This is a genomic window from Streptomyces sp. STAM6 (assembly GCF_054963715.1).
On record NZ_JBUEFZ010000022.1, the window covers coordinates 38938 to 62468 of the forward strand.

At 71.8% G+C, this 23531-nt stretch carries 23 protein-coding genes; 17 read left to right on the forward strand and 6 right to left on the reverse strand.

What is annotated here, in order from left to right; all coding sequences use genetic code 11:
- Positions 1–173: 173 nt before the first annotated feature.
- Complete coding sequence (locus tag ACY34K_RS23185; RefSeq protein ID WP_462750168.1) at positions 174–917, reverse strand: SDR family oxidoreductase; 744 nt, start codon at positions 915–917, stop codon at positions 174–176.
- Between the two features lie 178 nt (positions 918–1095).
- Between ACY34K_RS23185 and ACY34K_RS23190 the strand changes: the two genes are divergently transcribed.
- Positions 1096–1716 carry a dihydrofolate reductase family protein gene (locus tag ACY34K_RS23190; RefSeq protein ID WP_462750170.1) on the forward strand — a complete coding sequence of 207 codons (621 nt, stop codon included), beginning with the start codon at positions 1096–1098 and terminating at the stop codon, positions 1714–1716.
- Positions 1717–1799: 83 nt separating this feature from the next.
- Positions 1800–2726, forward strand: coding sequence for a DMT family transporter (locus ACY34K_RS23195; RefSeq protein WP_462750281.1), 927 nt, complete (start codon positions 1800–1802; stop codon positions 2724–2726).
- Between the two features lie 18 nt (positions 2727–2744).
- Here ACY34K_RS23195 and ACY34K_RS23200 read toward each other — a convergent pair whose 3' ends face one another.
- Positions 2745–2963 (reverse strand): hypothetical protein, encoded by a 219-nt coding sequence (locus tag ACY34K_RS23200; RefSeq protein WP_462750172.1) that lies wholly within the window; start codon positions 2961–2963, stop codon positions 2745–2747.
- Between the two features lie 146 nt (positions 2964–3109).
- Between ACY34K_RS23200 and ACY34K_RS23205 the strand changes: the two genes are divergently transcribed.
- The 3 genes from ACY34K_RS23205 to ACY34K_RS23215 are packed head-to-tail and all read left to right on the forward strand — an operon-like array spanning position 3110 to position 6227.
- Positions 3110–4339: a sensor histidine kinase gene (locus tag ACY34K_RS23205; protein ID WP_462750283.1), complete on the forward strand. Its 1230-nt coding sequence runs from the start codon at positions 3110–3112 to the stop codon at positions 4337–4339.
- On the forward strand, positions 4336–5022 hold the full coding sequence (locus ACY34K_RS23210; protein ID WP_462750174.1) for a response regulator: 687 nt from the start codon (positions 4336–4338) through the stop codon (positions 5020–5022). Before ACY34K_RS23205 ends, ACY34K_RS23210 begins: the two co-directional genes overlap by 4 nt.
- Positions 5023–5045: 23 nt before the next feature.
- Positions 5046–6227 (forward strand): cytochrome P450 family protein, encoded by a 1182-nt coding sequence (locus ACY34K_RS23215; protein WP_462750176.1) that lies wholly within the window; start codon positions 5046–5048, stop codon positions 6225–6227.
- A gap of 19 nt (positions 6228–6246) precedes the next feature.
- Here the strand turns inward: ACY34K_RS23215 and ACY34K_RS23220 are convergent, their stop codons facing one another.
- A complete protein-coding gene (locus ACY34K_RS23220; protein WP_462750178.1) occupies positions 6247–7254 on the reverse strand; it encodes a Gfo/Idh/MocA family protein in 1008 nt (335 codons plus the stop codon).
- Between the two features lie 182 nt (positions 7255–7436).
- On the opposite strand from ACY34K_RS23220, the gene ACY34K_RS23225 reads away from it, so the two are divergent.
- The 11 genes from ACY34K_RS23225 (at position 7437) to ACY34K_RS23275 (ending at position 17469) form a co-directional block, all read left to right on the forward strand.
- Positions 7437–8156 (forward strand): GntR family transcriptional regulator, encoded by a 720-nt coding sequence (locus ACY34K_RS23225; protein ID WP_462750285.1) that lies wholly within the window; start codon positions 7437–7439, stop codon positions 8154–8156.
- A 103-nt stretch (positions 8157–8259) separates the two neighbouring features.
- A complete protein-coding gene (locus ACY34K_RS23230; RefSeq protein ID WP_462750180.1) occupies positions 8260–9276 on the forward strand; it encodes a substrate-binding domain-containing protein in 1017 nt (338 codons plus the stop codon).
- A 71-nt stretch (positions 9277–9347) separates the two neighbouring features.
- A complete protein-coding gene (locus ACY34K_RS23235; RefSeq protein ID WP_462750182.1) occupies positions 9348–10361 on the forward strand; it encodes a sugar ABC transporter substrate-binding protein in 1014 nt (337 codons plus the stop codon).
- Complete coding sequence (locus ACY34K_RS23240) at positions 10358–11413, forward strand: ABC transporter permease (protein ID WP_462750184.1); 1056 nt, start codon at positions 10358–10360, stop codon at positions 11411–11413. The genes ACY34K_RS23235 and ACY34K_RS23240 overlap by 4 nt, the downstream gene beginning before the upstream one ends.
- On the forward strand, positions 11410–12243 hold the full coding sequence (locus ACY34K_RS23245) for an ATP-binding cassette domain-containing protein (RefSeq protein ID WP_462750186.1): 834 nt from the start codon (positions 11410–11412) through the stop codon (positions 12241–12243). The genes ACY34K_RS23240 and ACY34K_RS23245 overlap by 4 nt, the downstream gene beginning before the upstream one ends.
- 128 nt (positions 12244–12371) lie before the next feature.
- Complete coding sequence (locus ACY34K_RS23250; protein ID WP_462750188.1) at positions 12372–13577, forward strand: ROK family glucokinase; 1206 nt, start codon at positions 12372–12374, stop codon at positions 13575–13577.
- A 2-nt stretch (positions 13578–13579) separates the two neighbouring features.
- Positions 13580–14134 (forward strand): hypothetical protein, encoded by a 555-nt coding sequence (locus ACY34K_RS23255; protein ID WP_462750190.1) that lies wholly within the window; start codon positions 13580–13582, stop codon positions 14132–14134.
- Positions 14135–14162: 28 nt separating this feature from the next.
- Positions 14163–15500 carry a bifunctional 3-oxoadipate enol-lactonase/4-carboxymuconolactone decarboxylase PcaDC gene (gene pcaDC, locus ACY34K_RS23260; RefSeq protein WP_462750287.1) on the forward strand — a complete coding sequence of 446 codons (1338 nt, stop codon included), beginning with the start codon at positions 14163–14165 and terminating at the stop codon, positions 15498–15500.
- 50 nt (positions 15501–15550) lie between these two features.
- On the forward strand, positions 15551–16183 hold the full coding sequence (locus tag ACY34K_RS23265; RefSeq protein WP_462750289.1) for an MBL fold metallo-hydrolase: 633 nt from the start codon (positions 15551–15553) through the stop codon (positions 16181–16183).
- Between the two features lie 46 nt (positions 16184–16229).
- Positions 16230–17009, forward strand: a complete 780-nt coding sequence (locus ACY34K_RS23270; RefSeq protein ID WP_462750192.1) for an exodeoxyribonuclease III — start codon at positions 16230–16232, stop codon at positions 17007–17009.
- A 19-nt stretch (positions 17010–17028) separates the two neighbouring features.
- Complete coding sequence (locus tag ACY34K_RS23275) at positions 17029–17469, forward strand: DUF6278 family protein (protein ID WP_462750194.1); 441 nt, start codon at positions 17029–17031, stop codon at positions 17467–17469.
- Positions 17470–17629: 160 nt separating this feature from the next.
- On the opposite strand, the gene ACY34K_RS23280 is transcribed toward ACY34K_RS23275, so the two are convergent.
- From ACY34K_RS23280 to ACY34K_RS23290, 3 genes are all read right to left on the reverse strand, one after another.
- The gene (locus ACY34K_RS23280) at positions 17630–19216 is read right to left on the reverse strand and encodes a CocE/NonD family hydrolase (RefSeq protein ID WP_462750196.1); all 1587 of its coding nucleotides are present in this window, start codon (positions 19214–19216) and stop codon (positions 17630–17632) included.
- A gap of 110 nt (positions 19217–19326) precedes the next feature.
- The gene (locus ACY34K_RS23285) at positions 19327–20478 is read right to left on the reverse strand and encodes a L,D-transpeptidase (RefSeq protein ID WP_462750291.1); all 1152 of its coding nucleotides are present in this window, start codon (positions 20476–20478) and stop codon (positions 19327–19329) included.
- Between the two features lie 330 nt (positions 20479–20808).
- Positions 20809–21594, reverse strand: coding sequence for a hypothetical protein (locus tag ACY34K_RS23290; RefSeq protein WP_462750197.1), 786 nt, complete (start codon positions 21592–21594; stop codon positions 20809–20811).
- Positions 21595–21698: 104 nt separating this feature from the next.
- On the opposite strand from ACY34K_RS23290, the gene ggt reads away from it, so the two are divergent.
- Positions 21699–23519, forward strand: coding sequence for a gamma-glutamyltransferase (gene ggt / locus ACY34K_RS23295; RefSeq protein WP_462750199.1), 1821 nt, complete (start codon positions 21699–21701; stop codon positions 23517–23519).
- The last annotated feature ends 12 nt before the right edge of the window (positions 23520–23531 follow it).

The following is a 23531-nucleotide window of genomic DNA, read 5'->3' on the forward strand; positions in this document are numbered from 1 at the left end:
GCCGGGGCCCCGCCCCTCCGGGCGGACGACGCCACTTTCGAAACACGTCCCAGGGCGTCCCCGGCCCCAACGACCCGGGCAGCACGACACCTGCCCGACCTCCGCGAGGGCGCACCGGCCCGACAGCACCGGTGCGCCCTCGCGTGCTTCCCCCCCCGTGGGCGGGGGCGGCGCTAAGCGGCGTGGCCGCCGTCCACCGCGAACTCCGCCCCCGTGACGTACGCCGCCTCGTCGCCCGCCAGGTACGCCACCATCGACGCCACCTCGGCCGGGACGCCGAAGCGCCCCAGCGCCGTCATCGCGATCTGACCCGCGGCGTAGGGCCCGTCCGCCGGGTTCAGATCGGTGTCCACGGGGCCGGGGTGAACGATGTTCGCCGTGATGCCGCGGCCACCCAGCTCCCGCGCGAGTGCCTTGGTCAGACCGGTCAGCGCGGACTTGCTCATCGCGTAGAGCGTGCCGCCGGGCCCGGGCACACGCTGCGTCATGCACGTGCCGATCGTGACAATCCGCCCGCCCGCCGTCATCCGCGCCGCCGCGGCCCTGGAGGCCAGGAACACCCCGCGCACATTGACCGCGATGACCCGGTCCACCTCCGTGAGCGCCAGGCTCTCCAACGGGCCCAGCACCCCGACACCGGCGTTGTTGACCAGCACGTCCAGCCGGCCGCCCAGCGCGCCGGCGGCGCGCTCCACCGCCCCGGCGGCCTCGGTGGCGTCGGCCGAGTCGGCGCGCAGCGCGACACCGCGCCGGCCGGTCGCCTCGATCCTCCGTACGACCTCCTCGGCGGCGTCCTTGTCCCGCACATAGGTGAGGGCGACATCCGCGCCGTCCGCGGCCAGCCGCAGCGCGGTCGCGGCGCCGATGCCGCGGCTGCCGCCGGTGACCAGGGCCGTCCTGCCGTTCAAGGTGCTCATGGTGACCTCCGTCAGAAGTTGTTGACGGGTCAATCACAGCGGAGGCGCGGTCGTGGCACCGGCGGGAAACGGACAGCGAAATCCGCTGCCCGCCGGCCGATGAGTTCCGGCCGGAGGCGGGGTCTGCCCCTGTGACGCACGATGGGGAACTGACGGCACAGAACGAAAGGCACCAGCCATGGCCAAGCTCACCCTCACCACCTTCATGACGCTGGACGGCGTGATGCAGGCCCCCGGCGGCCCCGACGAGGACCGCACGGACGGCTTCGAGTACGGCGGCTGGAGCGTCCCCTTCGCGGACGAGGACTTCGGCCGGTTCATGACCGAGGTGTTCGACCGGGTGGACGCCTTCCTGCTCGGCCGGCGGACGTACGAGATCTTCGCCTCCTACTGGCCCAAGGTCACCGACGAGAACGATCCCATCGCGAGCCGCCTGAACAGCCTGCCCAAATACGTCGTTTCCCGGACCCTCGAGACGGCGGACTGGAACAACTCCACCGTCGTCAAGGGAGATCTCGCCCAGGAGGTCGACCGCCTCAAGCGGCAGTCCGGCCGGGAACTCCAGGTCCACGGCAGCGCCCGGCTGGCCCAGAGCCTGATCGCCGAGGGCCTCGTGGACGAGCTCAACCTCCTCGTCTTCCCGGTCTTCCTCGGCCAGGGACGCCGCCTCTTCCCCGACGGCGGCACCCCGACCGCGTTCGAACTGACCGGGCACCGCACCACCTCCACCGGCGTCACCATCCAGACCTACCGGCCCACCGGCCCGGCGGAGTTCGGCACATACGAGCTCGACCAGTAGCCACGCCGCGGGTACGGTGATCACCCCGCGTGCGAGCCGCCGAAGCCTCCACACCCCCCGAACGGTTGGAGACCCGGCCCGCCATGTCGTCGCTCGCCGCACCCGTGCCGTCCCTGGCCTCCCGCCGGGCCTGGCCCACCGACCTGCCCGTCCTTCTCGTCGCCGCCGTCTGGGGCGCCAGCTACCTCGCGGCCAAGGGCATCACCACCACGCACACCGTCGTCGCGGTGCTCGTCCTGCGCTTCTCGGTCGTGCTGCCCGTACTGGTCGCCGCCGGACACCGGCGGCTCCGGGCGCTGAGCGCCGCCCAATGGCGCGGAGCGGGCCTCCTCGGACTCGTCCTCAGCGGGATCTTCCTGCTGGAGACCTACGGGGTCGTCCACACCTCGGCCACCAACGCCGGGCTCATCATCAGCCTCACCATGATCTTCACCCCGCTCGCCGAGGCCGCTCTGAGCGGCTCCCGGCCGACCGGTTCCTTCCTGGCCGCGGCCGGGATCTCCGTCGCGGGCGTGGTGCTGCTCACCCAGAGCGGAGGGTTCACCACCCCCTCCCTCGGTGACCTGCTGATGCTCCTCGCGGCCCTGGCCCGGACCGCGCACGTGCTGGCGATGTCCCGGCTCCGGGCCGTCCGGGACGCCGACTCGATGTCGCTCACCACCGTCCAGCTCGGTACCGCCGTCGCCGTCTTCGCCGTGCTCGCCGCCGCCCCGGGGACCGGCGCCGCGCCCTGGACGGTGGCCGTCGGCTTCGGCCCCCGGGAGTGGGCCGGACTCCTCTTCCTCGCGGTCTTCTGCACGCTCTTCGCGTTCTTCGTGCAGATGTGGGCGGTGCGCCGCACCTCTCCCTCCCGGGTCAGCCTCCTGCTCGGCACCGAACCCCTGTGGGCGGCCGCCGCCGGCATCGCACTGGGCGGCGAACACCTGGGCCCCGTGGGCGCGACGGGCGGGGCGCTGGTGCTGCTCGGCACGGCATGGGGCCGCCGCGCCGCCGACCGGGCCGGACACTGAGCCCCCGTAGGGCGGGCCCTACGCCTTCCGCAGCCGGTCCGCGATCATCAGCACGGCGAACCCCACCACGGCGACCACGATGTTGGCGAACAGCTCCCGGCCGTGCAGGAACGTGAAGTAGTCGGTCATGTACCGCGTCAGGCCCATGAACCGGAACCAGCCCGTCAGCTCGCGCAGGACCCCGCACACCCCCAGGACCAGGAGGATCATGCCGACGTATTCGAGGATCTTCTTCATGGCTCGATCGTCGGCCGCGCGGCCGTGGCTCCGCGTCGGCCCTCGGGATGGGTCCACCGCATCCAAAGTCCATGACCGCGCGACTTTGGTGGCGCATCGCGGCAGAAAGCCCGGCGCACGCCGCCCACCTGCGTAGATTGATCGGCATGACCCGCGCGGACTACCCCTGGCTGCTGCCGTCGGACCTGGTCGAGCCGTCCGCCCCCGAAGGGCCGGACGGCGGCCGCCGGTCGCGCCGGCGCCGTACCGTGCGCGACTGGGTCGTCGACACCCTCGGCTTCGTCGCCGCCGCCTTCTTCGGCCTGCTCGCGGCCGACGCCAGCCGCCAGTACAACGATTCCGACCTCGTGGTCCTCGCCGACCAGATGCTCGGCGCCGCCGCCTGCCTCGCCCTGTGGCTGCGCCGGCGGTGGCCCGTCGGCGTCCCCCTCGCGCTCTCGGCACTCGGCGCCGTCGCGCCGGCCGCCGGGGGAGCCGTACTGGTCGCGTTGTTCGGCGCCGCCGTCCGCGTCCCCTTCCCGCGCCTCGCCGTCGTCGGCGCCTCGGCCGTCGTGAGCAACGTCGTCCAGGTGGTCGTGCGGCCCGACCCCTCGCTGCCGCGGATCGTCTCGATCGTCCTCGGGATCGTCCTGGTCCTGCTGATGACCGGCTGGGGCATGCTCGTGCGCGCCCGCCGGCAGCTGGTCGTCGCGCTGCGCGAGCGCGCCGCCCGCGCCGAGTCCGAGGCCGGCCTCCGCGCCGAGCAGGCCCAGCGCGCCGCCCGTGAGGCCATCGCCCGCGAAATGCACGACGTCCTCGCCCACCGGCTCACGCTGCTCAGCGTCCACGCGGGCGCCCTGGAGTTCCGGCCCGGCGCGCCCCCCGGCGAGATCGCCCGGGCCGCCGGGGTGATCCGCGACAGCGCCCACGAGGCACTCCAGGACCTCCGCGAGATCATCGGCGTGCTGCGCGCACCCGGCGACCCCGAGGAGGGCGACCGTCCGCAGCCCACGCTGGCCACGCTCGACGCGCTGATCGCCGAGTCCCGCCGGGCCGGCATGAAGGTCGCCCTCGACAACGGCGTCGGCGACCCGTCCGGCGTGCCCGCGGCCACCGGCCGCACCGTCTACCGCATCGCCCAGGAAGGCCTCACCAACGCCCGGAAGCACGCGCCCGGGACCGAGGTCACCGTCACGGTCCGGGGGCGGCCCGGCGACGGGCTCACCGTCGACGTCCACAACCCCGCCCCCGACGGCGACGTCCCGCCCGTCCCGGGCTCGGGACAGGGGCTGATCGGGTTGACCGAACGCGCCGCCCTCGCCGGTGGCCACCTCACCCACGGACCGGCACCCGACGGCGGATTCGCCCTGCACAGCTGGCTACCGTGGCCCTCATGACCATCCGGCTGCTCATCGTCGACGACGATCCCCTCGTCCGTGCGGGACTCACCTTCATGCTCGGCGGCGCCGACGACATCGAGATCGTCGGGGAGGCGGCCGACGGGGCCGACGTCCCCGCCCTCGTCGGCCGCCTCGCCCCCGACGTCGTCCTCATGGACATCCGTATGCCGCGGGTGGACGGCCTCACCGCGACCGAACTGCTGCGCTCCCGGCCGGACGCCCCCGAAGTCGTCGTCCTGACCACCTTCCACGCCGACGAACAGGTCCTGCGCGCCCTGCGGGCCGGCGCCGCCGGGTTCGTGCTCAAGGACACCCCGCCCGCCGAGATCGTCCGGTCCGTACGCCGGGTCGCGGCCGGTGACCCGGTGCTCTCCCCGGCCGTCACGCGCCAGTTGATGACCCATGTCGCCGGACACCCCGGCCACGCACACCAGGAGGACACCCGCAGGGCCGAGGCCGGGGCCCGGCTCGCCGAACTCGCCGAACGGGAAAGGGAGGTGGCACTCGCCGTCGGCCGTGGCCTCTCCAACGCGGAGATCGCCTCCACTCTCTACATGAGCCTGCCCACGGTGAAGACCCATGTGTCCCGCATCCTGGCCAAACTGGGGCTCAACAACCGGGTCCAGATCGCCCTGTTGGTGCATGACGCAGGGCCGCCCGACGCCGGCGACGGTGCCTGAGGGGGGCACCGTAGAGTGGGCCGATGACCGTTGTAGATCTGGGGGAGTACGGGGCCGACTTCGTCGCGAACCCGTATCGGTACTATGCGAAGCTCCGTGAGAGCGGGCCGGTCCACGAGGTGCGGGATCCCGGCGGGAGCCTGATGTGGCTGATCGTCGGCCACGCCGAGGCGCGGGCCGCGCTCGCCGACGCCCGGTTGTCCAAGTCGCCCGCCACCGTGGGGCACACGATGCTCGACGAGGAGGTCGTGGGCCCCAATCTGCTCGTCCTCGACCCGCCCGACCACACCCGGCTGCGCAAGCTGATCGCCAGCGAGTTCACCACGCGCCGCGTGCAGGCGCTGCGCCCGCGCGTCCAGCGGATCACCGACGAGCTGATCGACGCCATGCAGGCGGGTCCGGGGCGCGCGGACCTGGTGGACGCCCTCGCCTTCCCGCTGCCCATCACCGTCATCTGTGAACTGCTGGGCGTCCCCACCGCCGACCGCGACTCCTTCCGCGCCTGGTCCACCGCCATCGTCGCGCCGAGCGGGGCCGAGGCGGAACGCGACGCCGTGTACGCGCTGTCGGCGTACCTCGACGAGCTCATCGAGGACAAGCGGTGCTCCCCGCCCGCCGACGATCTGCTCTCCGCGCTGCTGCGCACCCACGCGGAGGACGGCGACCGGCTCTCGGTGGCCGAACTGCGCGCCATGGCCTATCTGCTGCTCATCGCCGGGCACGAGACGACGGTCAACCTCATCTCGAACGGTATCCGGACCCTCCTCTCGCACCCCGCCCAACTGGCCGCGCTCCGGGCCGATCCCGGCCTGCTGGACGGTGCCGTGGAGGAGATGCTGCGCCACGACGGGCCGGTCGAGACCGCCACCCTCCGCTTCGCCCGCGAACCGGTGCCGGTCGGCGACGCCGTGATACCGGCGGGAGCCGTGGTCCTCGTCGGCCTCGGCGCGGGTGACCGCGACCCGGCCAGGTACCCGGACCCGGACCGCTTCGACATCCGTCGCGACACCGGCGGGCATCTGGCCTTCGGCCACGGCATCCACCACTGCCTGGGCGCCCCGCTGGCCCGTCTGGAGGGCCGGATCGCGATCCGTACGCTGCTGGAACGTTTCCCGTCCCTCGCGCTCGACCCGTCGGCCGGGCCCCTGGAGTGGGTGCCCGGCCTTCTGATCCGCGGTGTGCGGCACCTTCCCGTGAGGTGGTGACGGGCAGGCGCCCGATGCGTCAGAGCGTCGCGGCGATCTCGTCGATCCGCACCGGGCGGCGCTCACGGCGCGAGCGCTCGCACGCCTCGGCCACGCGCAGCGCCTCCAGGGCCTCCCACCCGTCGCAGGGGTTCGCCAGCTCGCCGCGGACGAGCCGGACGAACGCGTCCAGCTCGGCCTCGTACGCCGGGGCGAACCGTTCCAGGAAGCCCGGCCACGGCTTGTCGGCGGGGGGAGGCCCCAGCGGCTCGGTGGACGTGATCGGGGTGCGGTCGTCCAGGCCCACGGCGACCTGGTCGAGCTCGCCCGCGAGCTCCATCCGCACGTCGTAGCCCGCACCGTTGCAGCGGGTGGCCGTCGCGGTGGCGAGGGTGCCGTCGTCCAGGGTCAGCAGCGCGGCGGCCGTGTCGACGTCACCGGCCTCGCGGAACATCGCGGGCCCGGCGTCGGACCCGGTCGCGTACACCTCCACGATCTCGTGGCCGGTGACCCAGCGCAGTATGTCGAAGTCGTGGACCAGGCAGTCCCGGTAGAGGCCGCCGGAGAGCGGGAGGTAGGCGGCGGGCGGTGGCGCCGGGTCGGAGGTGATCGCCCGCACGGTGTGGAGCCGGCCGAGCCGTCCGGCGCGCACGGCCTCCCGGGCCGTCCGGTAGCCGGCGTCGAACCGCCGCATGAAGCCGAGCTGGAGCTGGGTGCCCGCCGTCTCGACCTCGCGGAGCGCGGCGAGCGTGCCGGGCAGGTCCAGGGCGATGGGCTTCTCGCAGAAGGTGGGCAGACCCGCGCGGGCGGCGCGGGAGATGAGTTCGGCGTGGGCGGAGGTCGCCGAGGCGATCACCACCGCGTCCACGCCCCAGGTGAAGACCTCGTCGACGCTGGGGGCGGCCGTGGCGCCGGTGACCTCCGCGACCTGGGCGGCCCGAGCGGCGTCGACGTCCGCGACCACCAGTGCTCCGACCTCCCGGTGGCGGCTGAGCACGCCCGCGTGGAAGGCCCCGATACGTCCCGTTCCGATGAGTCCGATGCGCATGGCCCCCAAGGTGGCGGGGGCGAGCCACCGTGTCAAGCATTTGTCCTGACAATCGGACTTCACGACTTCCCGTCATCATTTACTGCCGATACGCTCGGGCCGTGCCCAAGCAGACCCGAGACAACCGAGCGTCGCGCGAGGCCCGTGAGGCGAGCGGCCCCGTCGTGCAGCTGCCGCTGAGTGTGGACCGCACCAGCCCGGTCCCGCTCTACTTCCAGCTCTCGCAGCAGTTGGAGGCGGCCATCGAGCGGGGCACCCTCACCCCCGGCAGCCTGCTCGGCAACGAGATCGATCTGGCGGGCCGGCTCGGTCTGTCCCGGCCCACGGTCCGCCAGGCCATCCAGGCCCTCGTCGACAAGGGTCTGCTGGTGCGCCGCAGGGGAGTCGGCACCCAGGTCGTACACAGCCAGGTCAAGCGGCCGCTGGAGCTCAGCAGCCTCTACGACGACCTGGAGGCGGCCGGCCAGCGACCCGCCACCACCGTGCTGGCGAACCGGATCGAGCCCGCCACCGCCCGGGTCGCGGCGGCCCTCGGTGTCCCCGAAGGCAGCGACGTCCGGTTCGTCGAGCGGCTCAGGTCCGCGCACGACGAGCCCATGGCGCGGCTGCGCAACCACCTCCCGGTCGACCTGCTCGACCTGGACTCCGAGGCGCTGGAGACGACCGGCCTCTACCGGATGATGCGCACCGCGGGCATCACCCTCCACAGCGCCCGCCAGTCGGTCGGGGCGCGGGCCGCCACCGCGGAGGAGGCGGAGCTGCTCACCGAGCGGGAGGGCGCCCCGCTGCTGACGATGGAGCGCACCACCTTCGACGACACCGGCCGCCCGGTGGAATTCGGCTCCCACGTCTACCGCGCGTCGCGGTACGCCTTCGAGTTCCAGCTCCTCGTTCGACCCTAGCCGGGTAAGAATGTTCGGACAAAGTATTGACGGGCTCGGGCCACCACCGTAGAAACTCACCCAGCCGCACTCCGGCGGCCGGGGAGACAAGGCGGACCCAACGATGCACAGAACCCGCAGCACCCGAACCCGCAGCGCCGCGGCGCTGATCGCAGCGACCGCACTCGCCCTCACCGCCGCCGGATGCAGCGGCTCCGGCGGCAAGGACTCCGAGAACAAGCCCGCGCAGACCTCCGGCGGCGGGAAGCCCGCCACCACCGAACGCATCACCATCGCGATGGTCACCCACTCGGGCGAGGGCGACACCTTCTGGGACATCGTCCAGAGCGGCGCCAAGGTGGCGGCCGCCAAGGACAACGTCGAGTTCCTGTACGCCGCCAACAAGGAAGGCAAGGAACAGGCCCAGCTCATCGACTCGTACGTGGCCAAGCGCGTCGACGGCCTGATCGTCACCCTCGCCAAGCCCGAAGCGGTCAAGGCCTCCGTCGCCAAGGCGGTCGCCGCCGGCATACCGGTCGTCACCATCAACTCCGGCGGCCGGCACTCCAAGGCCTTCGGCGCCCTCACCCACATCGGCCAGGACGAGGCCGTCGCCGGCGAGGCCGTCGGCGAGGAGCTCACCGCCCGCGGGAAGAAGAAGGCACTCTGCGTCATCCACGAGCAGGGCAACGTCTCCCTCGAAGAGCGCTGCGCCGGGGTGAAGAAGACGTTCAAGGGCACCGTCGAGAACCTCAACGTCGAGGGCACCAACATGCCCGCCGCCACCTCCTCGATCGAGGCCAAGCTGCAGAGCGCCCGGGACATCGACGCCGTCGTCACCCTCGGGGCGCCGTTCGCCGCCGCCTCCGTCAAGGCCAGGGAGGGCGCAGGGTCGGCCGCCGAGATCGACACCTTCGACCTCAACGAGGCCGTCGTCGCCCAGCTCAAGGCCAAGCAGATCGGCTTCGCCGTCGACCAGCAGCCCTACCTCCAGGGCTACCTCGCCGTCGACGCGCTCTGGCTCCGCAAGGACAACCTCAACGTCATCGGCGGCGGCAAGCCGGTCCTCACCGGCCCCGCGCTCGTCACCGAGAAGGACGTACCCGTGCTGGAGGAACTCACCGGCCGCGGTACCCGATGAAAACCGGGCACATCACCATGACCGATACTTGGCCAGTCGTACAGCGAGTACAGCAAGAAGGGCACGGCGTCGTGGCAAGGGTTCGGACAGGAGTACGCGCGGTCGGCGCGGTGCTGGCGGCGGTGCTCGGGGTCTCCCTCGCGGGATGCAGCAGCACCGGCGGAAAGCGCGCCGAGGACGCCCGGAAGGCGGCCGCGGCCGAGGGCCGGGCCGCCGTGAACACTCCCCGGTGGACCTTCGCCATGGTCACCCACTCCGGAGACGGCGACACCTTCTGGGACATCGTCCAGAACGGCGCGGAGCAGGCCGCCGTCAAGGACAACATCAACTTCCTCTACGCCCACAGCGACGAGGGCCAGCAGCAGGCCCAGCTCGTCGACTCCATGATCGACAAGAAGGTCGACGGACTCATCGTCAGCCTCGCCAAGCCCGACGCCATGAAGGCCGTCGTCACCAAGGCCGTCAAGGCCGGCATCCCGGTGATCACGGTGAACTCCGGCTCCGCCCAGTCCAAGGCCTTCGGCGCCCTCACCCACATCGGCCAGGACGAGACCGTCGCCGGCGAGGCCGTCGGCGACGAGCTCGACGAGCGGGGCAGGAAGAAGGCCCTGTGCGTCCTGCACGAGCAGGGCAACGTCGGCCACGAGCAGCGCTGCGCCGGCGTGCGGAAGACCTTCGACGGCGACCTCCAGAACCTCTACGTCGACGGCACCAACATGCCCGATGTCCAGGCCTCCATCGAGGCCAAGCTCCAGGCCGACCGGTCGATCGACTCCGTCGTCACCCTCGGCGCGCCGTTCGCCGACGCCGCCGTCCAGGCCCGGAAGACCGCCGGATCACAGGCCGAGGTCGACACCTTCGACCTCAACGCCAAGGTCGCGGGCGCCCTCAGGAGCGGCACCCTCGGCTTCGCCGTCGACCAGCAGCCCTACCTCCAGGGCTACGAGGCCGTCGACCTGCTCTGGCTCTACCGCTACAACGCGGACGTCCTCGGCGGCGGCAGGCCCGTCCTCACCGGGCCGCAGATCATCACCGGCAAGGACGCCGCCAAGCTGGAGGAATTCGCCGAGCGGGGGACCCGATGACCGCGACCGCACCACCCGTCAAGGACAACACCCCCGGCGACGAGCGGCTGCTGCGCACCTCACCGCTGCGCAAGCTCCTCGGCCGCCCCGAACTCGGCTCCGTCGTCGGCGCCGTCGCCGTCTTCCTCTTCTTCGCGATCGTCGCCGACAGCTTCCTGCGGGCCTCCAGCTTCGGCACGGTCCTCTACGCCGCCTCCACCATCGGCATCATGGCCGTCCCGGTGGCCCTGCTGATGATCGGCGGCGAGTTCGACCTGTCGGCCGGTGTGCTGGTGACCACGTCCGCGCTCGTCTCGTCGATGTTCAGCTACCAGATGACCGCGAACGTCTGGGTCGGCGTCGGGGTGTCCCTGCTGGTCACCCTGGCCATCGGCGTCTTCAACGGCGTCATGCTGACCCGCACGAAACTGCCGAGCTTCATCATCACGCTCGGTACGTTCCTGATGCTCACCGGCCTGAACCTCGGCCTCACCAAGCTGATCAGCGGCACGGTGTCCACCAAGTCGATCGCCGACATGGAGGGCTTCGAGTCCGCCAGGGCGCTCTTCGCCTCCCAGCTCTCGATCGGCGGCGTCGACCTCAAGGTCACCATCCTGTGGTGGTTCGGCCTGGTCGCCCTCGCCACCTGGATCCTGCTGCGCACCCGCTTCGGCAACTGGATCTTCGCCGTCGGCGGCGGCGCCGACGCCGCCCGCGCGGTCGGCGTCCCGGTCCGCACGACCAAGATCGGTCTCTACATGGGCGTGGCCTTCTGCGCCTGGGTCTCCGGACAGCACCTGCTGCTCTCCTTCGACGTCGTCCAGTCCGGAGAGGGCGTCGGCAACGAGCTGATCTACATCATCGCGGCCGTCATCGGCGGCTGTCTGATCACCGGCGGGTACGGCTCCGCCATCGGCTCCGCGGTCGGCGCGTTCATCTTCGGCATGACCAGCAAGGGCATCGTCTACGCGGAGTGGAACCCGGACTGGTTCAAGTTCTTCCTCGGGGCGATGCTCCTTCTCGCGACCCTGCTCAACGCCTGGGTCCGCAAGCGCGCGGAGGCAACCACATGAGCACCCCTCTCGTCGAGCTCGACGGCGTCAGCAAGTACTACGGCAACATCCGGGCCCTGGAGGGAGTCTCCCTGGAGGTCCACCCGGGGCAGATCACCTGCGTCCTCGGCGACAACGGAGCCGGCAAGTCCACCCTCATCAAGATCGTGGCCGGTCTGCACGCCCACGACGCGGGCACCTTCCGCATCGAGGGCGGGGAGACCTCCCTGGCCTCCCCGCGCGAGGCACTCGACCGGGGCATCGCGACCGTCTACCAGGACCTGGCCGTCGTCCCGCTCATGCCGGTGTGGCGGAACTTCTTCCTCGGCTCCGAGCCGACGAAGGGTGCCGGACCGTTCAGGCGCCTCGACGTCGACCACATGCGGGAGACCACCCGCTCGGAACTCCTCCGCATGGGCATCGACCTGCGTGACGTCGACCAGCCGATCGGCACCCTCTCGGGCGGCGAGCGCCAGTGCGTCGCCATCGCCCGAGCGGTGTACTTCGGCGCCAAGGTCCTCGTCCTCGACGAGCCGACCGCCGCGCTCGGCGTCAAGCAGTCGGGTGTGGTCCTCAAGTACGTGGCGGCCGCCCGCGACGCCGGACTGGGCGTGGTGCTGATCACGCACAACCCGCACCACGCGTATCTGGTCGGTGACCGGTTCGTGTTGCTCAAACGCGGCGTCATGGCCGGCAGCCACACCAAGGACTCCATCACGCTCGACGAACTGACCCGGCAGATGGCGGGCGGCAGCGAGCTGGAGGACCTGCGGCACGAGCTGGAACGCGCGCCCGTCCCCACCCACCTGGGCGGTCACGACGCGGGCGGCGGCCAGGCGCAGGCCTCGTAAACCGGCCGCCCCGTCCCGCGCGCCCGCGCCCCCGGAGCCGTACCTGGCAGAATCGGGGGCGGCGGGCGCCGTCCGCCGCCGGACCCCCCACACCACCCGGCCCCCACCCCTCAGGGACGACAGGACCGTTGAGCACGTACCGTGACTTCACCCTCCCCCGGGCCCTCGGGGCTCGGGCAGGGGGGACCCCCAGCGGCTCCGCTCGCGCCACGGTCCTGAGGACCGTCTCCGCCCGCGAACGGCGCTCCCACCTGACGGCGCCCCGTGTGCCGACCGTCGGTATCGACATCGGCGGCACGAAGGTGATGGCCGGGGTGGTCGACGCCGACGGCGTCATCCTGGAGAAGATCAAGACCGAGACGCCGGACAAGTCCAAGAGCGCCAAGGTCGTCGAGGACACCATCACCGAACTCGTCCTCGACCTCTCCGACCGGCACGACGTCCACGCCGTCGGCATCGGCGCCGCGGGCTGGGTCGACGCCGACCGCAGCCGTGTCCTGTTCGCCCCGCACCTGGCCTGGCGCAACGAGCCGCTGCGCGACTCCCTCCAGGCCCGCCTCGCCGTCCCCGTCATGGTCGACAACGACGCCAACACCGCCGCCTGGGCGGAGTGGCGCTTCGGCGCCGGCCGGGGCGAGGACCACCTGGTCATGATCACCCTCGGTACCGGGATCGGCGGCGCCATCCTGGAGGACGGCCAGGTCAAGCGCGGCAAGTACGGCGTCGCCGGTGAGTTCGGGCACATGCAGGTCGTGCCCGGTGGCCACCGCTGCCCGTGCGGCAACCGCGGCTGCTGGGAGCAGTACAGCTCCGGCAACGCGCTGGTCCGGGAGGCCCGGGAACTCGCGGCAGCCGACTCCCCGGTCGCCTACAACATCATCGAGCGGGTGAAGGGCAGCATTCCCGACATCACCGGCCCGCTGATCACCGAGCTCGCCCGCGAGGGCGACGCCATGTGCATCGAGCTGTTCCAGGACATCGGCCAGTGGCTCGGCGTGGGCATCGCCAATCTGGCGGCCGCCCTCGACCCCTCCTGCTTCGTCGTCGGCGGCGGCGTCAGCGCCGCGGACGACCTGCTCATCGGGCCCGCCCGGGAAGCCTTCCGCCGCCACCTCACCGGCCGCGGCTACCGCCCCGAGGCCCGGATCACCAAGGCCCAGCTCGGCCCCGAGGCGGGTATGGTCGGTGCCGCCGACCTCGCCCGGCTCGTCGCGCGCCGCTTCCGCCGCGCCAACCGCCGCCGCGTGGAGCGCCACGAGCGCTACGAGCGGTACGCCCAGGCGATCCGCAACGGCAGCACCGGCCGCAGCACCCGCACCACCCAGGAACCGTGATCATGACCGTGCTCCACCAGCCCGCCTCCCCCGAGGAAAGGCGGCGCATGATCCGCCGCCGCTGGCTCACCGCGATCGTGATCGTCCTGCTGATCGGCATCCCCGCCGGCTACCTGGTGATCTCCGCCGAGCAGAGCCGCGACAGCGGTCGCGACAAGGAGGCCGAGTCCTCCGTCAGCGGCCTCCAGGACAGCTGGCCCTCCAAGATGAAGCGCCGTGTGTTCGAAGTGCCGATCCCCGCCGGCTCGACCCACGTCGCCTACTTCGAGACCAGCAACTGGAAGTCGAGCCGGCTGTACGTGCAGTTCACCACCAGCGGCACGGGCCTCGACGATTTCCTCCACGACGTCGGCACCAGCCGCTCCGAACTGCGGGCCGGCGCGGTCACCATCAGCGAGCGCGACGCGGCCACCGTCGGCTGGGAGTTCCCGGCGGACCAGGACTGGTCGGCCACCACGCACCGGCAGGCCGACCCCCGGCCCAGCCAGGACATCACCGTCGACCTCACCGACCCGGCCGTTCCGCGCGTCTACGTCGTCTCGACCGCCACCCCCTGAACCGGACAGGTCGATTCCGCTCACTACCCTGGAGCGAGTGAGTGAGACTCAGACGCAGACGCCCCGACCACAGCCCGCGCCGGGCAGCACGCTCCAGTACCGGACCGACGGCCCCGACGACGCGCCGGTCCTCATCCTGGGGCCCTCGCTCGGCACCACGTGGCACATGTGGGACCGGCAGATACCCGAGCTCACCCGTCAGTGGCGGGTCCTCCGCTTCGACCTCCCCGGCCACGGCGGCGCCCCCGCGCACCCCGCCACCGCCGTGCACGAGCTCTCCGACCGGCTGCTCGCCACCCTCGACGCGCTCGGCATCCACCGCTTCGGCTACGCCGGCTGCTCCATCGGCGGCGCCATCGGCATCGACCTCGCGCTGCGCGCCCCCCACCGCCTCGCGTCACTCGCCCTGGTCGCCTCCTCACCCCGCTTCGGGACCGCCGACGAATTCCGCCAGCGCGGCGTGATCGTCCGCACCAACGGCCTCGACCCGATGGCCCGCACCGCACCCGAGCGCTGGTTCACCCCCGGCTTCGCCGCCGCCCAGCCCGCCATCGTCGAATGGGCCGTGCAGATGGTCCGCACCACTGACCCCGGCAGCTACGTCGCCGCCTGCGAGGCGCTCGCCGCCTTCGACGTCCGGGCGGACCTGGGCCGGGTCGGCGTACCCACCCTCGTCCTCGTCGGCTCGGAGGACCGGGTCACCGGACCCGCCGAGGCCCGCACCCTCGTCGCCGGAATCCCCGACGCCCGGCTCGCCGTCGTTCCCGGCGCCTCCCACCTCGCCCCGGTCGAACAGCCCGCCGCCGTCACCGAGCTGCTCGTACGGCACTTCTCCACCTCCTGGCAGGACACCCTCACCGCCATCCCGGCACCGCCCATGGTCCCCGCCCTGGCCCCGCCCGCCCAGGCGCACGCCGTCCCCGTCGCCCCCGTGTCCCAGCCCGTGGCCGTCCCGCAGGCCGCGCCTCCCGCACCCGGCGGGCGGCCCGACCCCTTCGACGCCGGTATGAAGGTGCGCCGAGAGGTGCTCGGCGACGCCCATGTCGACCGCGCCACGGCCGCCGCCGACGACTTCACCGGAGACTTCCAGGAGTTGATCACCCGCTATGCCTGGGGCGAGGTGTGGACCCGCGAGGGCCTGGACCGCCGCACCCGCAGCGCCGTGACCCTCACCGCGCTGATCGCCGGCGGCCACCTCGACGAGCTCGCCTTCCACACCCGCGCCGCCCTGCGCAACGGCCTGTCGCCCGAGGAGATCAAGGAAGTGTTCCTCCAGACGGCGATCTACTGCGGCGTCCCGGCCGCCAACTCGGCCTTCCGCGTCGCCCAGGCGGTGATCCGGGAGGAGACCACGCCCGAGGCGTAGCACCACCGCGGCCGGGGCGTGACGGCGGCGACAGGAGGAAGATGACCTCCATGAAGCTGACCAAGAAGTCCCACGCGTGCGTCCGCCTGGACAAGGGCGGGCGCACGCTCGTCATCGACCCCGGCGGGTTCAGCGAGCAGGACGCCGCGCTCGGCGCCGACGCCGTCCTCGTCACCCACGAGCACCCGGACCACTTCGACGAGGGACGCCTGCGGGCGGCCCTGGAGGGCAACCCGGCCGCCGAGATCTGGACCCTGCGCAGCGTCGCGGAGCGGATCTCGGCTGCCTTCCCCGGGCGTGTCCACACCGTCGGCCACGGCGACACCTTCACCGCGGCCGGCTTCGACGTCCAGGTCCACGGCGAACTGCACGCGGTCATCCACCCCGACATCCCGCGGATCACCAACGTCGGCTTCCTCGTGGACGGCTCGGTCTTCCACCCCGGCGACGCCCTCACCGTCCCCGACCGGCCCGTGGACACCCTGATGCTCCCGGTGATGGCGCCCTGGAACAAGATCTCCGAGGTCATCGACTACGTGCGCGAGGTGAAACCGCGCCGCGCCATCGACATCCACGACGCGCTCCTGACCGACCTCGCGCGGCCCATCTACGACCGCCAGATCGGCGGCCTCGGCGGCACCGACCACGGGCGGCTGACCCCCGGGGACTCCACCGACCTCTGACGGGCGGCACCCGGGACTGTCACAGGCCCCCGCTAGGCTTGCCGTCATGCGCATCGCCACCTGGAACGTCAATTCGATCACCGCCCGGCTGCCCCGGCTGCTGGCCTGGCTGGAGAGCAGCGGCACGGACGTGCTGTGCATCCAGGAGACCAAGTGCACCGCGGAGCAGTTCCCCACCGAGCAGCTCCGCGACCTCGGGTACGAGTCGTCGGTGCACGCCACCGGCCGGTGGAACGGCGTGGCCCTGGTCTCCCGGGCCGGCCTGGAGGACGTCGTCCACGGCCTGCCCGGCGGGCCGGAGTACGAGGGCGTGGCGGAGCCCCGGGCCATCTCGGCGACCTGCGGCCCGGTCCGGGTCTGGTCGGTGTACGTGCCGAACGGCCGTGAGATCGCCCACGACCACTACGCCTACAAGCTCCGCTGGCTGGAGGCGCTCCAGGGCGCGGTCGCGGACGACGCAGCGGGCCCACGCCCCTTCGCGGTCCTCGGCGACTTCAACATCGCGCCGACCGACGACGACGTCTGGGACGTCTCCCTGTTCGAGGGCGCCACGCACGTCACCGCGCCGGAGCGGGCCGCGCTGGCCGGGCTGCGCGAGACCGGGCTCACCGATGTGGTGCCCCGTCCCCTCAAGTACGACCACCCGTTCACGTACTGGGACTACCGCCAGCTGTGCTTCCCCAAGAACAAGGGCATGCGCATCGATCTGGTGTACGGCAACAAGCCGTTCGCGGACGCCGTCAAGGACAGCTTCGTCGACCGCGAGGAGCGCAAGGGCAAGGGCGCGTCCGACCACGCCCCGGTCGTCGTCGACCTGGACGTGTAGACGTGCGACGCTGGGCGGTATGAACATCCCTTTCCTGGACGCCTGGCGCAAGCGGCACGGCGGGGACGACGCCGGATCGCCGGCGGCACCCGTAGAAAGTGACCCGGAGGGCCTCGCCGATGTGCTCGCCGAGTGTGAACTGCTGCGCGCCAGGGTCCAGGAGTACGGGGTGAGACTCGACGACACCCCGGCCTCCCTGGGAGCGATCGACCAACTGCCGCCGCGCTGGCGCGACGACCCCGAGGAACTGCCCTGGCTGGGCAACGACGCGGGGCTGTATCTCGGTACGGTCATCGTACGGACGGTGCCGGGTGCGGCCTGGCGGCTCACCCCCGGCGGTCACCCCGTGGTCACGCTCGCCTCGGGCCGCGAGATCCATGTGGTCGAGGCCGGTCTGGACTGGGCGATCAGCGGTTCTCCGGAGCTCTTCCAGGTGTACGCCGAAGCCGCCGAGGGCTGACTGCAGTAAATACGGCTATTGCCGCTTTTATGCGTGTCGATGGCATGAAGTCCCTTTTCGCGATGGATAGTTTGCGCTGGCACCGGGTCGGGCGCACGGGACTTTTCTGGAGATCACAGCAGCACCGCACGGCCCATGCCCGCCCGGCGGCGGCCGGAGATCACTCCTCGCGCAGCGGAACCGACACGTACGACGGGTCGGACGACGGTGAGGAGAAGGTCAGCCGTGCGCCGGACGGGTTGTGTTCGATGTACAGCGGGTCCACGGTGTCGACGACCAGGGCGAGGCGATGGCCGGCCGGGACGTCGTAGGCGGTGGAGAACAGCTCCAGGTCCACGGTGAACGGCTTGCCGGGCGTCTTGTCGTGGAAGGTGTACGGCGCGTTGCTGACCAGCTTCCCGAGGCCCAGAGGACCCACGTCGTAGAGGTACGCGACGAGGGTGCCGCTCTCCTTGGTGCTGGTGACCGTGGTGTGCAGTTTCGCCGTGCCCCTGACGCGCTGCACGGAGGCGTGGCGCTCGGACTGCCAGACGGCGGCGAAGGAGCGGGGCAGCAGCGGGATCGAGGCCACGGGCGGCAGCTTCAGGAACTGGTCCAGGGCATTCGACAGCAGTACGACACCGCCGTTGGCGCCGGAGTCGACGTTCGCGTGAATCCGCCGGGAGCCGCCGAGAGCGATCTTGCGCTCGTTCGCGCCGACCGACTTCCAGTCGGGGTACCCCTCGTAGCCGCCGGAGGACCGGGACTTGAGCTGGACCGGCTGCTCCTCGTCGATGCCGTTGGCGGCGCCCTTGAGGTGGTGGTCGAACCAGCGGTGGGCGTTGGTCCAGGTGTCGTTCGGCAGTCCGAGCAGGCCGGTGGCCTCGGCGGTGGCGTGGTCGCCGGGGCGCAGCTCCAGCCGCTTCGGGCCGGTGAGTTTCTCGTAGAACGAGGCGTACTGGTTGGGCGGGAAGATGGTGTCGCCCCAGGCGTTGCCGAGCATGACGGCGGTGCCGTTGGTGTTGAGCCGGTCCAGCTGGGTGACGGGGGAGCGCTTGGCGCCCCAGGCGATCATCTCCTGCTCCTTGGCGAGGTTGGAGGAGAGGAAGTCGCGCAGGACCTGCTGGAGCTCGGCGCTGGGTCGGCCGGTGAGGTAGCCGGCGCCGCCCAGCAGCGAGGCGGCCTGGAGGTGCTGCGTACGGCCGCTGTAGATGGACTCGATGAGGTCGGCCCAGCCGCTCATCGCGACGACAGCCTTGATCCGCTTGTCGTGTCCGGCGGCCAGCAGGCTGATGCCCGCGCCGTACGACACGCCCGCCATGCCGACCTTCTCCGGGTCGGCGGGGGTGTTCGCCAGCGCCCAGTCGACGACCCTGGAGGCATCGGCGACGTCCGGCGGGCCCGCGACCTCGATGTGTCCGCCGGACTGCCAGAACCCCCGGGAGTTGTAGCTGACGACCACATAGCCGGAGTCGGCGAGCTTCTTCGCCTGGGCGAGGTACTCGACCTGCGGCATGGCCCAGCTCGTGGGCAGCACGATGACGGGGTACCGGCGGGTGCCGTCGGCGCCCGCCGGGGTCACCACGTTCGCCTTGAGGACGGTGCCACCGTCACCGGCGATGTCGACGAACCGTATACCGGCGGTCGCCGCCGTCCGTTCGGGTGCGGCCGCCGCGGCGGGGGCGGAACCGAAGGCCGTCCCCGCCACCAGGGTGGCCGAGACGGCCGCGGCCGCCGAGGTACGGCGGGCTTTGCGCACGTTTCCCACGGGTCACTCCTTCGTGGCCACTTGAAAAGTGAACCGAAGGTAACCGCCTGGGCTTACCGGAGGTAACCGGTTGGTAAGTTACGTGCCGGTAACGATTATTGGACGTCGTGTCAGCGGGAGTTGCCGCCCAGCGCGCTCTTGGACTGCCAGTCCGACCAGGAGACGTTCCAGTCGCCGTAGCCGTTGTTCAGCGCCTGCGTGCCCTTGGCGTCCGCGCCCTCCACCTCGAACGGGTCGCCGACCTGGACCTCGCCGTACACCCACTTGGCGTCCGGGGTGTCCATGCCGAGGCAGCCCGAGCTCTTGTTGGCGCTGCCCATGTAGCGCGCGTTCCACGGCGCGGCGTGCGCGTACATCCCGGACCAGGTCAGCCGCATCGAGTAGTCGACCATCTTGTCGTACGCGTCACCCAGGCCGACGGTCTCGGAGCGCATGTTGATCGTGCCCTCCTTGGACATCAGCACCGTCTTCCCGCGCCACGAGGCCTTGTCCCCGCCGGGTGTACCGCCCGACATCGGGACGTCCTTCACCTGCGCGCCGTCCCGGAACAGCTTCAGCCGGTGGTTGTCCAGGTCCGCCTTGACCACCTGGTTCTTGCCGATGGTGACGTTCGTCGTGTAGTCGCGGACGAACCAGCCGCCGTTCGCGCCCGAGTCCACACCGTTCAGCTCGGCCTTCAGGGTGATCTTGGTGCCGGACTTCCAGTACTCCTTCGGCCGCCAGTCGACGCGGTCCTTGCCCGACCAGTCCTGCATCCAGCCCCACGAGCCGACCGTGTTGTTCGACGTCGTGACCTTGAGGTGCTTCTCCACCTCGGCCTTGTTCTTCACCGGGTGGTCGAACACGATCGACAGCGGGTGCGCGATGCCGACCGTGGAGTTCTTGCCCGGTGCCAGCGTCAGCTTGTTGACCTTCTCGGGCTCGGCGGTGGCGAAATCGGCCTTCGCGGTGCCGCCGTTGTCGTCACGCGCCTGGACGGTGTAGCTCGTGCCCGGCGCGGCGTTGCGGACCGAGGTCCAGCTCCTGCCGTCCGACGCGACCTTGCCCTCCAGCGTCGTGCCCTTCGAGTCGGTGACGGTCACCTGCTGGAGCCGGCCCTCGGCGAGGGTCACCTTGACCGGCTCGCCGGCCTTGGCCTGCTTGCCCGTCAGGTTCACCGAGATCCGCGTCTCGGGCTTCCCCTTCTGCTCGGCCTGGGCGGTCCCCGTACCCCCGCCCGAGCACGCGGTGAGGGCCGCGGTGAGAACCGCCGTACCGGCCATGGCGGCGGTGCGGAACGGGGTGCGCGGGCGTATGCGGCTCAACTCGAAACCTCCGGTGCGTTCTGTCGTCCCTGGGAGAGAGGGAGAACGGAGGTGACGGGTTGCCGCGGACCGGAAGAATTCCGCAGGTACCGGGTGTGACACGGCCGACAGGGCGCGCGAACGTGCCCCCACCGGGTCCCGGGGCGCCCCCTCGCGCGAAACACGCCCCCACCTGATGCTGGGGCGCCCCCGGGCGAACGCGTCACCGCCGGGTCTCGGCGTCTCCGGCAGGTCTTCGGCGTCCCCGGTAGGTCCCGGGGTGTCCCGGGCGGGCCTTCGGCGCCCCGGTCAGGCCTCCGCGGCCTCGGCGGCCTCGGCGGCCCGGTCGGGCTCGGCGGGCTCGGCGGGCTCGGCCGCCGCCGGGGCGGGGGTCCGCGCGGCGTCCGTCACATCGGCGACCAGCTCGACGACGTCGGGGCCGTAGGCCTGTGAATTGACGACCTTCAGCAGCAGCACGAAGGAGCCGCGGCGGGCGTACTTGCGGGCCAGCTTCTCCTGGTGCCGGACCAGATAGCGGGTCGCCGCCTGATTGGTGATCGCCCGCTGCCCGCAGAAGAGGAAGACCGGCCGGGTGCCCTCACCGGCGGTGAGCCGGGCCAGCAGGACGTACTCGCAGGAGCCGGCCTCCGCCCGATAGCGCTCGGTGCCGATCCGGAACGAGCCGCGGTCCGGCCCCGGCTCCGTGTCCACATCGACCTCCACCCCGGGCAGCAGCGTCCGCAGATGCGCCTCCATACGCCGGTTGGAATAGGGCCCGCCCAGACAGAACTCCGTACGCTCCCCGAAGCCCTGCTGCGTCAGATCGTGCTGCGTGATCCGGGCGTGCGCCCCGCAGTCCTTGATGAGCGCCGAGAGCTCCAGCAGCGCGAACACGTCGAAGCGGTGCACCGCGACGTCGCTGCCCGCCTCACGGTTGACCACCAGCATGCACTCGGAGTCCCCGGGCAGCCCGAAGAAGGCCTGCTTGCGGCGGAGCCTGCGGCGCCACAGGGCCGTGCGGGCCAGCCAGCCGAGCGACGCGCTGACCCCGGTGGCGACGACCCCGAGCGCGATGTTGAGCAGGTCTTCAGTCATGGCCGCGCATGGTAGCGGGGACACGGACCGCTGTTCGAGGCGGTCCTGGCACGGCGGCCGTCGCGAAGTTACGCTGCGCGGACGGCCGTTGACTGGAGGTACGGATGCGTCGGTCCCACGTACGGTACGTCTCGCTCGCCGCGGTGGCCACGACGGTGCTCTCGGTGGGCGCCGCGGCACCACCCACAGAACGCGCGGGCGGCACCGCGCCCGCGAAGGTTCCGGTGGCCGTCGGCCACGGAGGAGCGGTCGCGAGCGTGGACCCCGACGCGTCGGCCGCCGGAATAGAGGTCCTCAAGAAGGGCGGCAACGCCGTGGACGCCGCCGTGGCGACCGCCGCGGCGCTCGGCGTCACCGAGCCGTACTCGGCCGGCATCGGCGGCGGCGGATACTTCGTCTACTACGACGCCAGGAGCCGCAAGGTCCACACCATCGACGGGCGCGAGACCGCGCCCGCCTCCGCCGACTCCTCGCTGTTCCTGGACGAGAACGGCAAGCCCCTGCCCTTCGAGGAGGGCATGACCAGCGGGCTCGGCGTCGGCACCCCCGGCACGCCCGCCACCTGGGACGCCGCACTCGACGCCTGGGGCACCAAGTCGATGCGGGACCTGCTCAAGCCCGCCGAGCGGCTGGCGCGCGACGGCTTCACCGTCGACGCCACCTTCCGCGCCCAGACCGCGGCCAACGAGGCCCGCTTCCGGGACTTCCCCGCCTCGTCCGAGCTCTTCCTGCCCGGCGGCCAACTGCCCGTGGTCGGGTCCGTCTTCAAGAACCCCGACCTCGCCCGTACGTACCAGAAGCTCGCGCGGCACGGCACCGGGGCGCTGTACCGGGGCGACCTGGCGCGGGACATCGTCCGCACCGTGCGGAACCCCCCGGTGCGCGAGGGCGCCACGCGCAAGGTCCGGGCCGGTGACCTCACGGAGCGGGACCTCGCGGCGTACGAGACCCTGCGGCGCAAGCCGACGAAGATGGCGTACCGCGGCCTCGACGTGTACGGCATGGCGCCGTCCTCCTCGGGCGGCACGACCGTCGGTGAGGCGCTGAACATCCTGGAGCGGACCGACCTCTCCACGGACGCCACCTCACAGACGCGCTATCTGCACCGCTTCATCGAGGCCAGCCGGATCGCGTTCGCCGACCGGGGCCGCTGGGTCGGCGACCCGGCCTTCGAGGACGTACCCGTGCGCGAGCTGCTGTCCCAGCGGTTCGCCGACTCCCGCGCGTGCCTGATCAAGGACGACGCGGTCCTGACCAGTCCCCTCGCCCCGGGCGACCCCCGCGACCCGCAGCCGTGCGCCCCGGGCGGTACGGCGGCCCCGACCACGTACGAGGGCGAGAACACCACCCACCTGACAGCGTCCGACAAGTGGGGCAATGTCGTCGCCTACACCCTGACCATCGAGTCGACGGGCGGCAGCGGCATCACCGTCCCCGGGCGGGGCTTCCTGCTCAACAACGAGCTGACCGACTTCTCCTTCGCCCCGGCGAACCCGGCGGTCCACGATCCGAACCTGCCGGGCCCGGGCAAGCGCCCCCGCTCCTCGATGTCACCGACGATCGTCCTCGACCACCACGCCCGCCCGGTGCTCGCGCTGGGCTCGCCGGGCGGCGCCACCATCATCACAACCGTCCTGCAGACCCTGACGGGCGTGGTCGACCGCGGTCTGCCCCTGGTCGAGGCGATCGCCGCCCCCCGCGCCAGCCAGCGCAACCAGACGACCACGGAACTCGAACCGGGCTTGTGGAACAGCCCGGTCCACAGGGAGCTGGAAGCCCTGGGCCACGCCTTCCGCCAGAACCCCGAGATCGGCGCCGCGACCGGCGTCCAGCGCCTCCCCGACGGCCGATGGCTCGCCGCCGCCGAGAAGACCCGCCGCGGGGGCGGCTCGGCGATGGTGGTCCACCCCTCCGGCACACCGTAGTCCGCGCTCCGC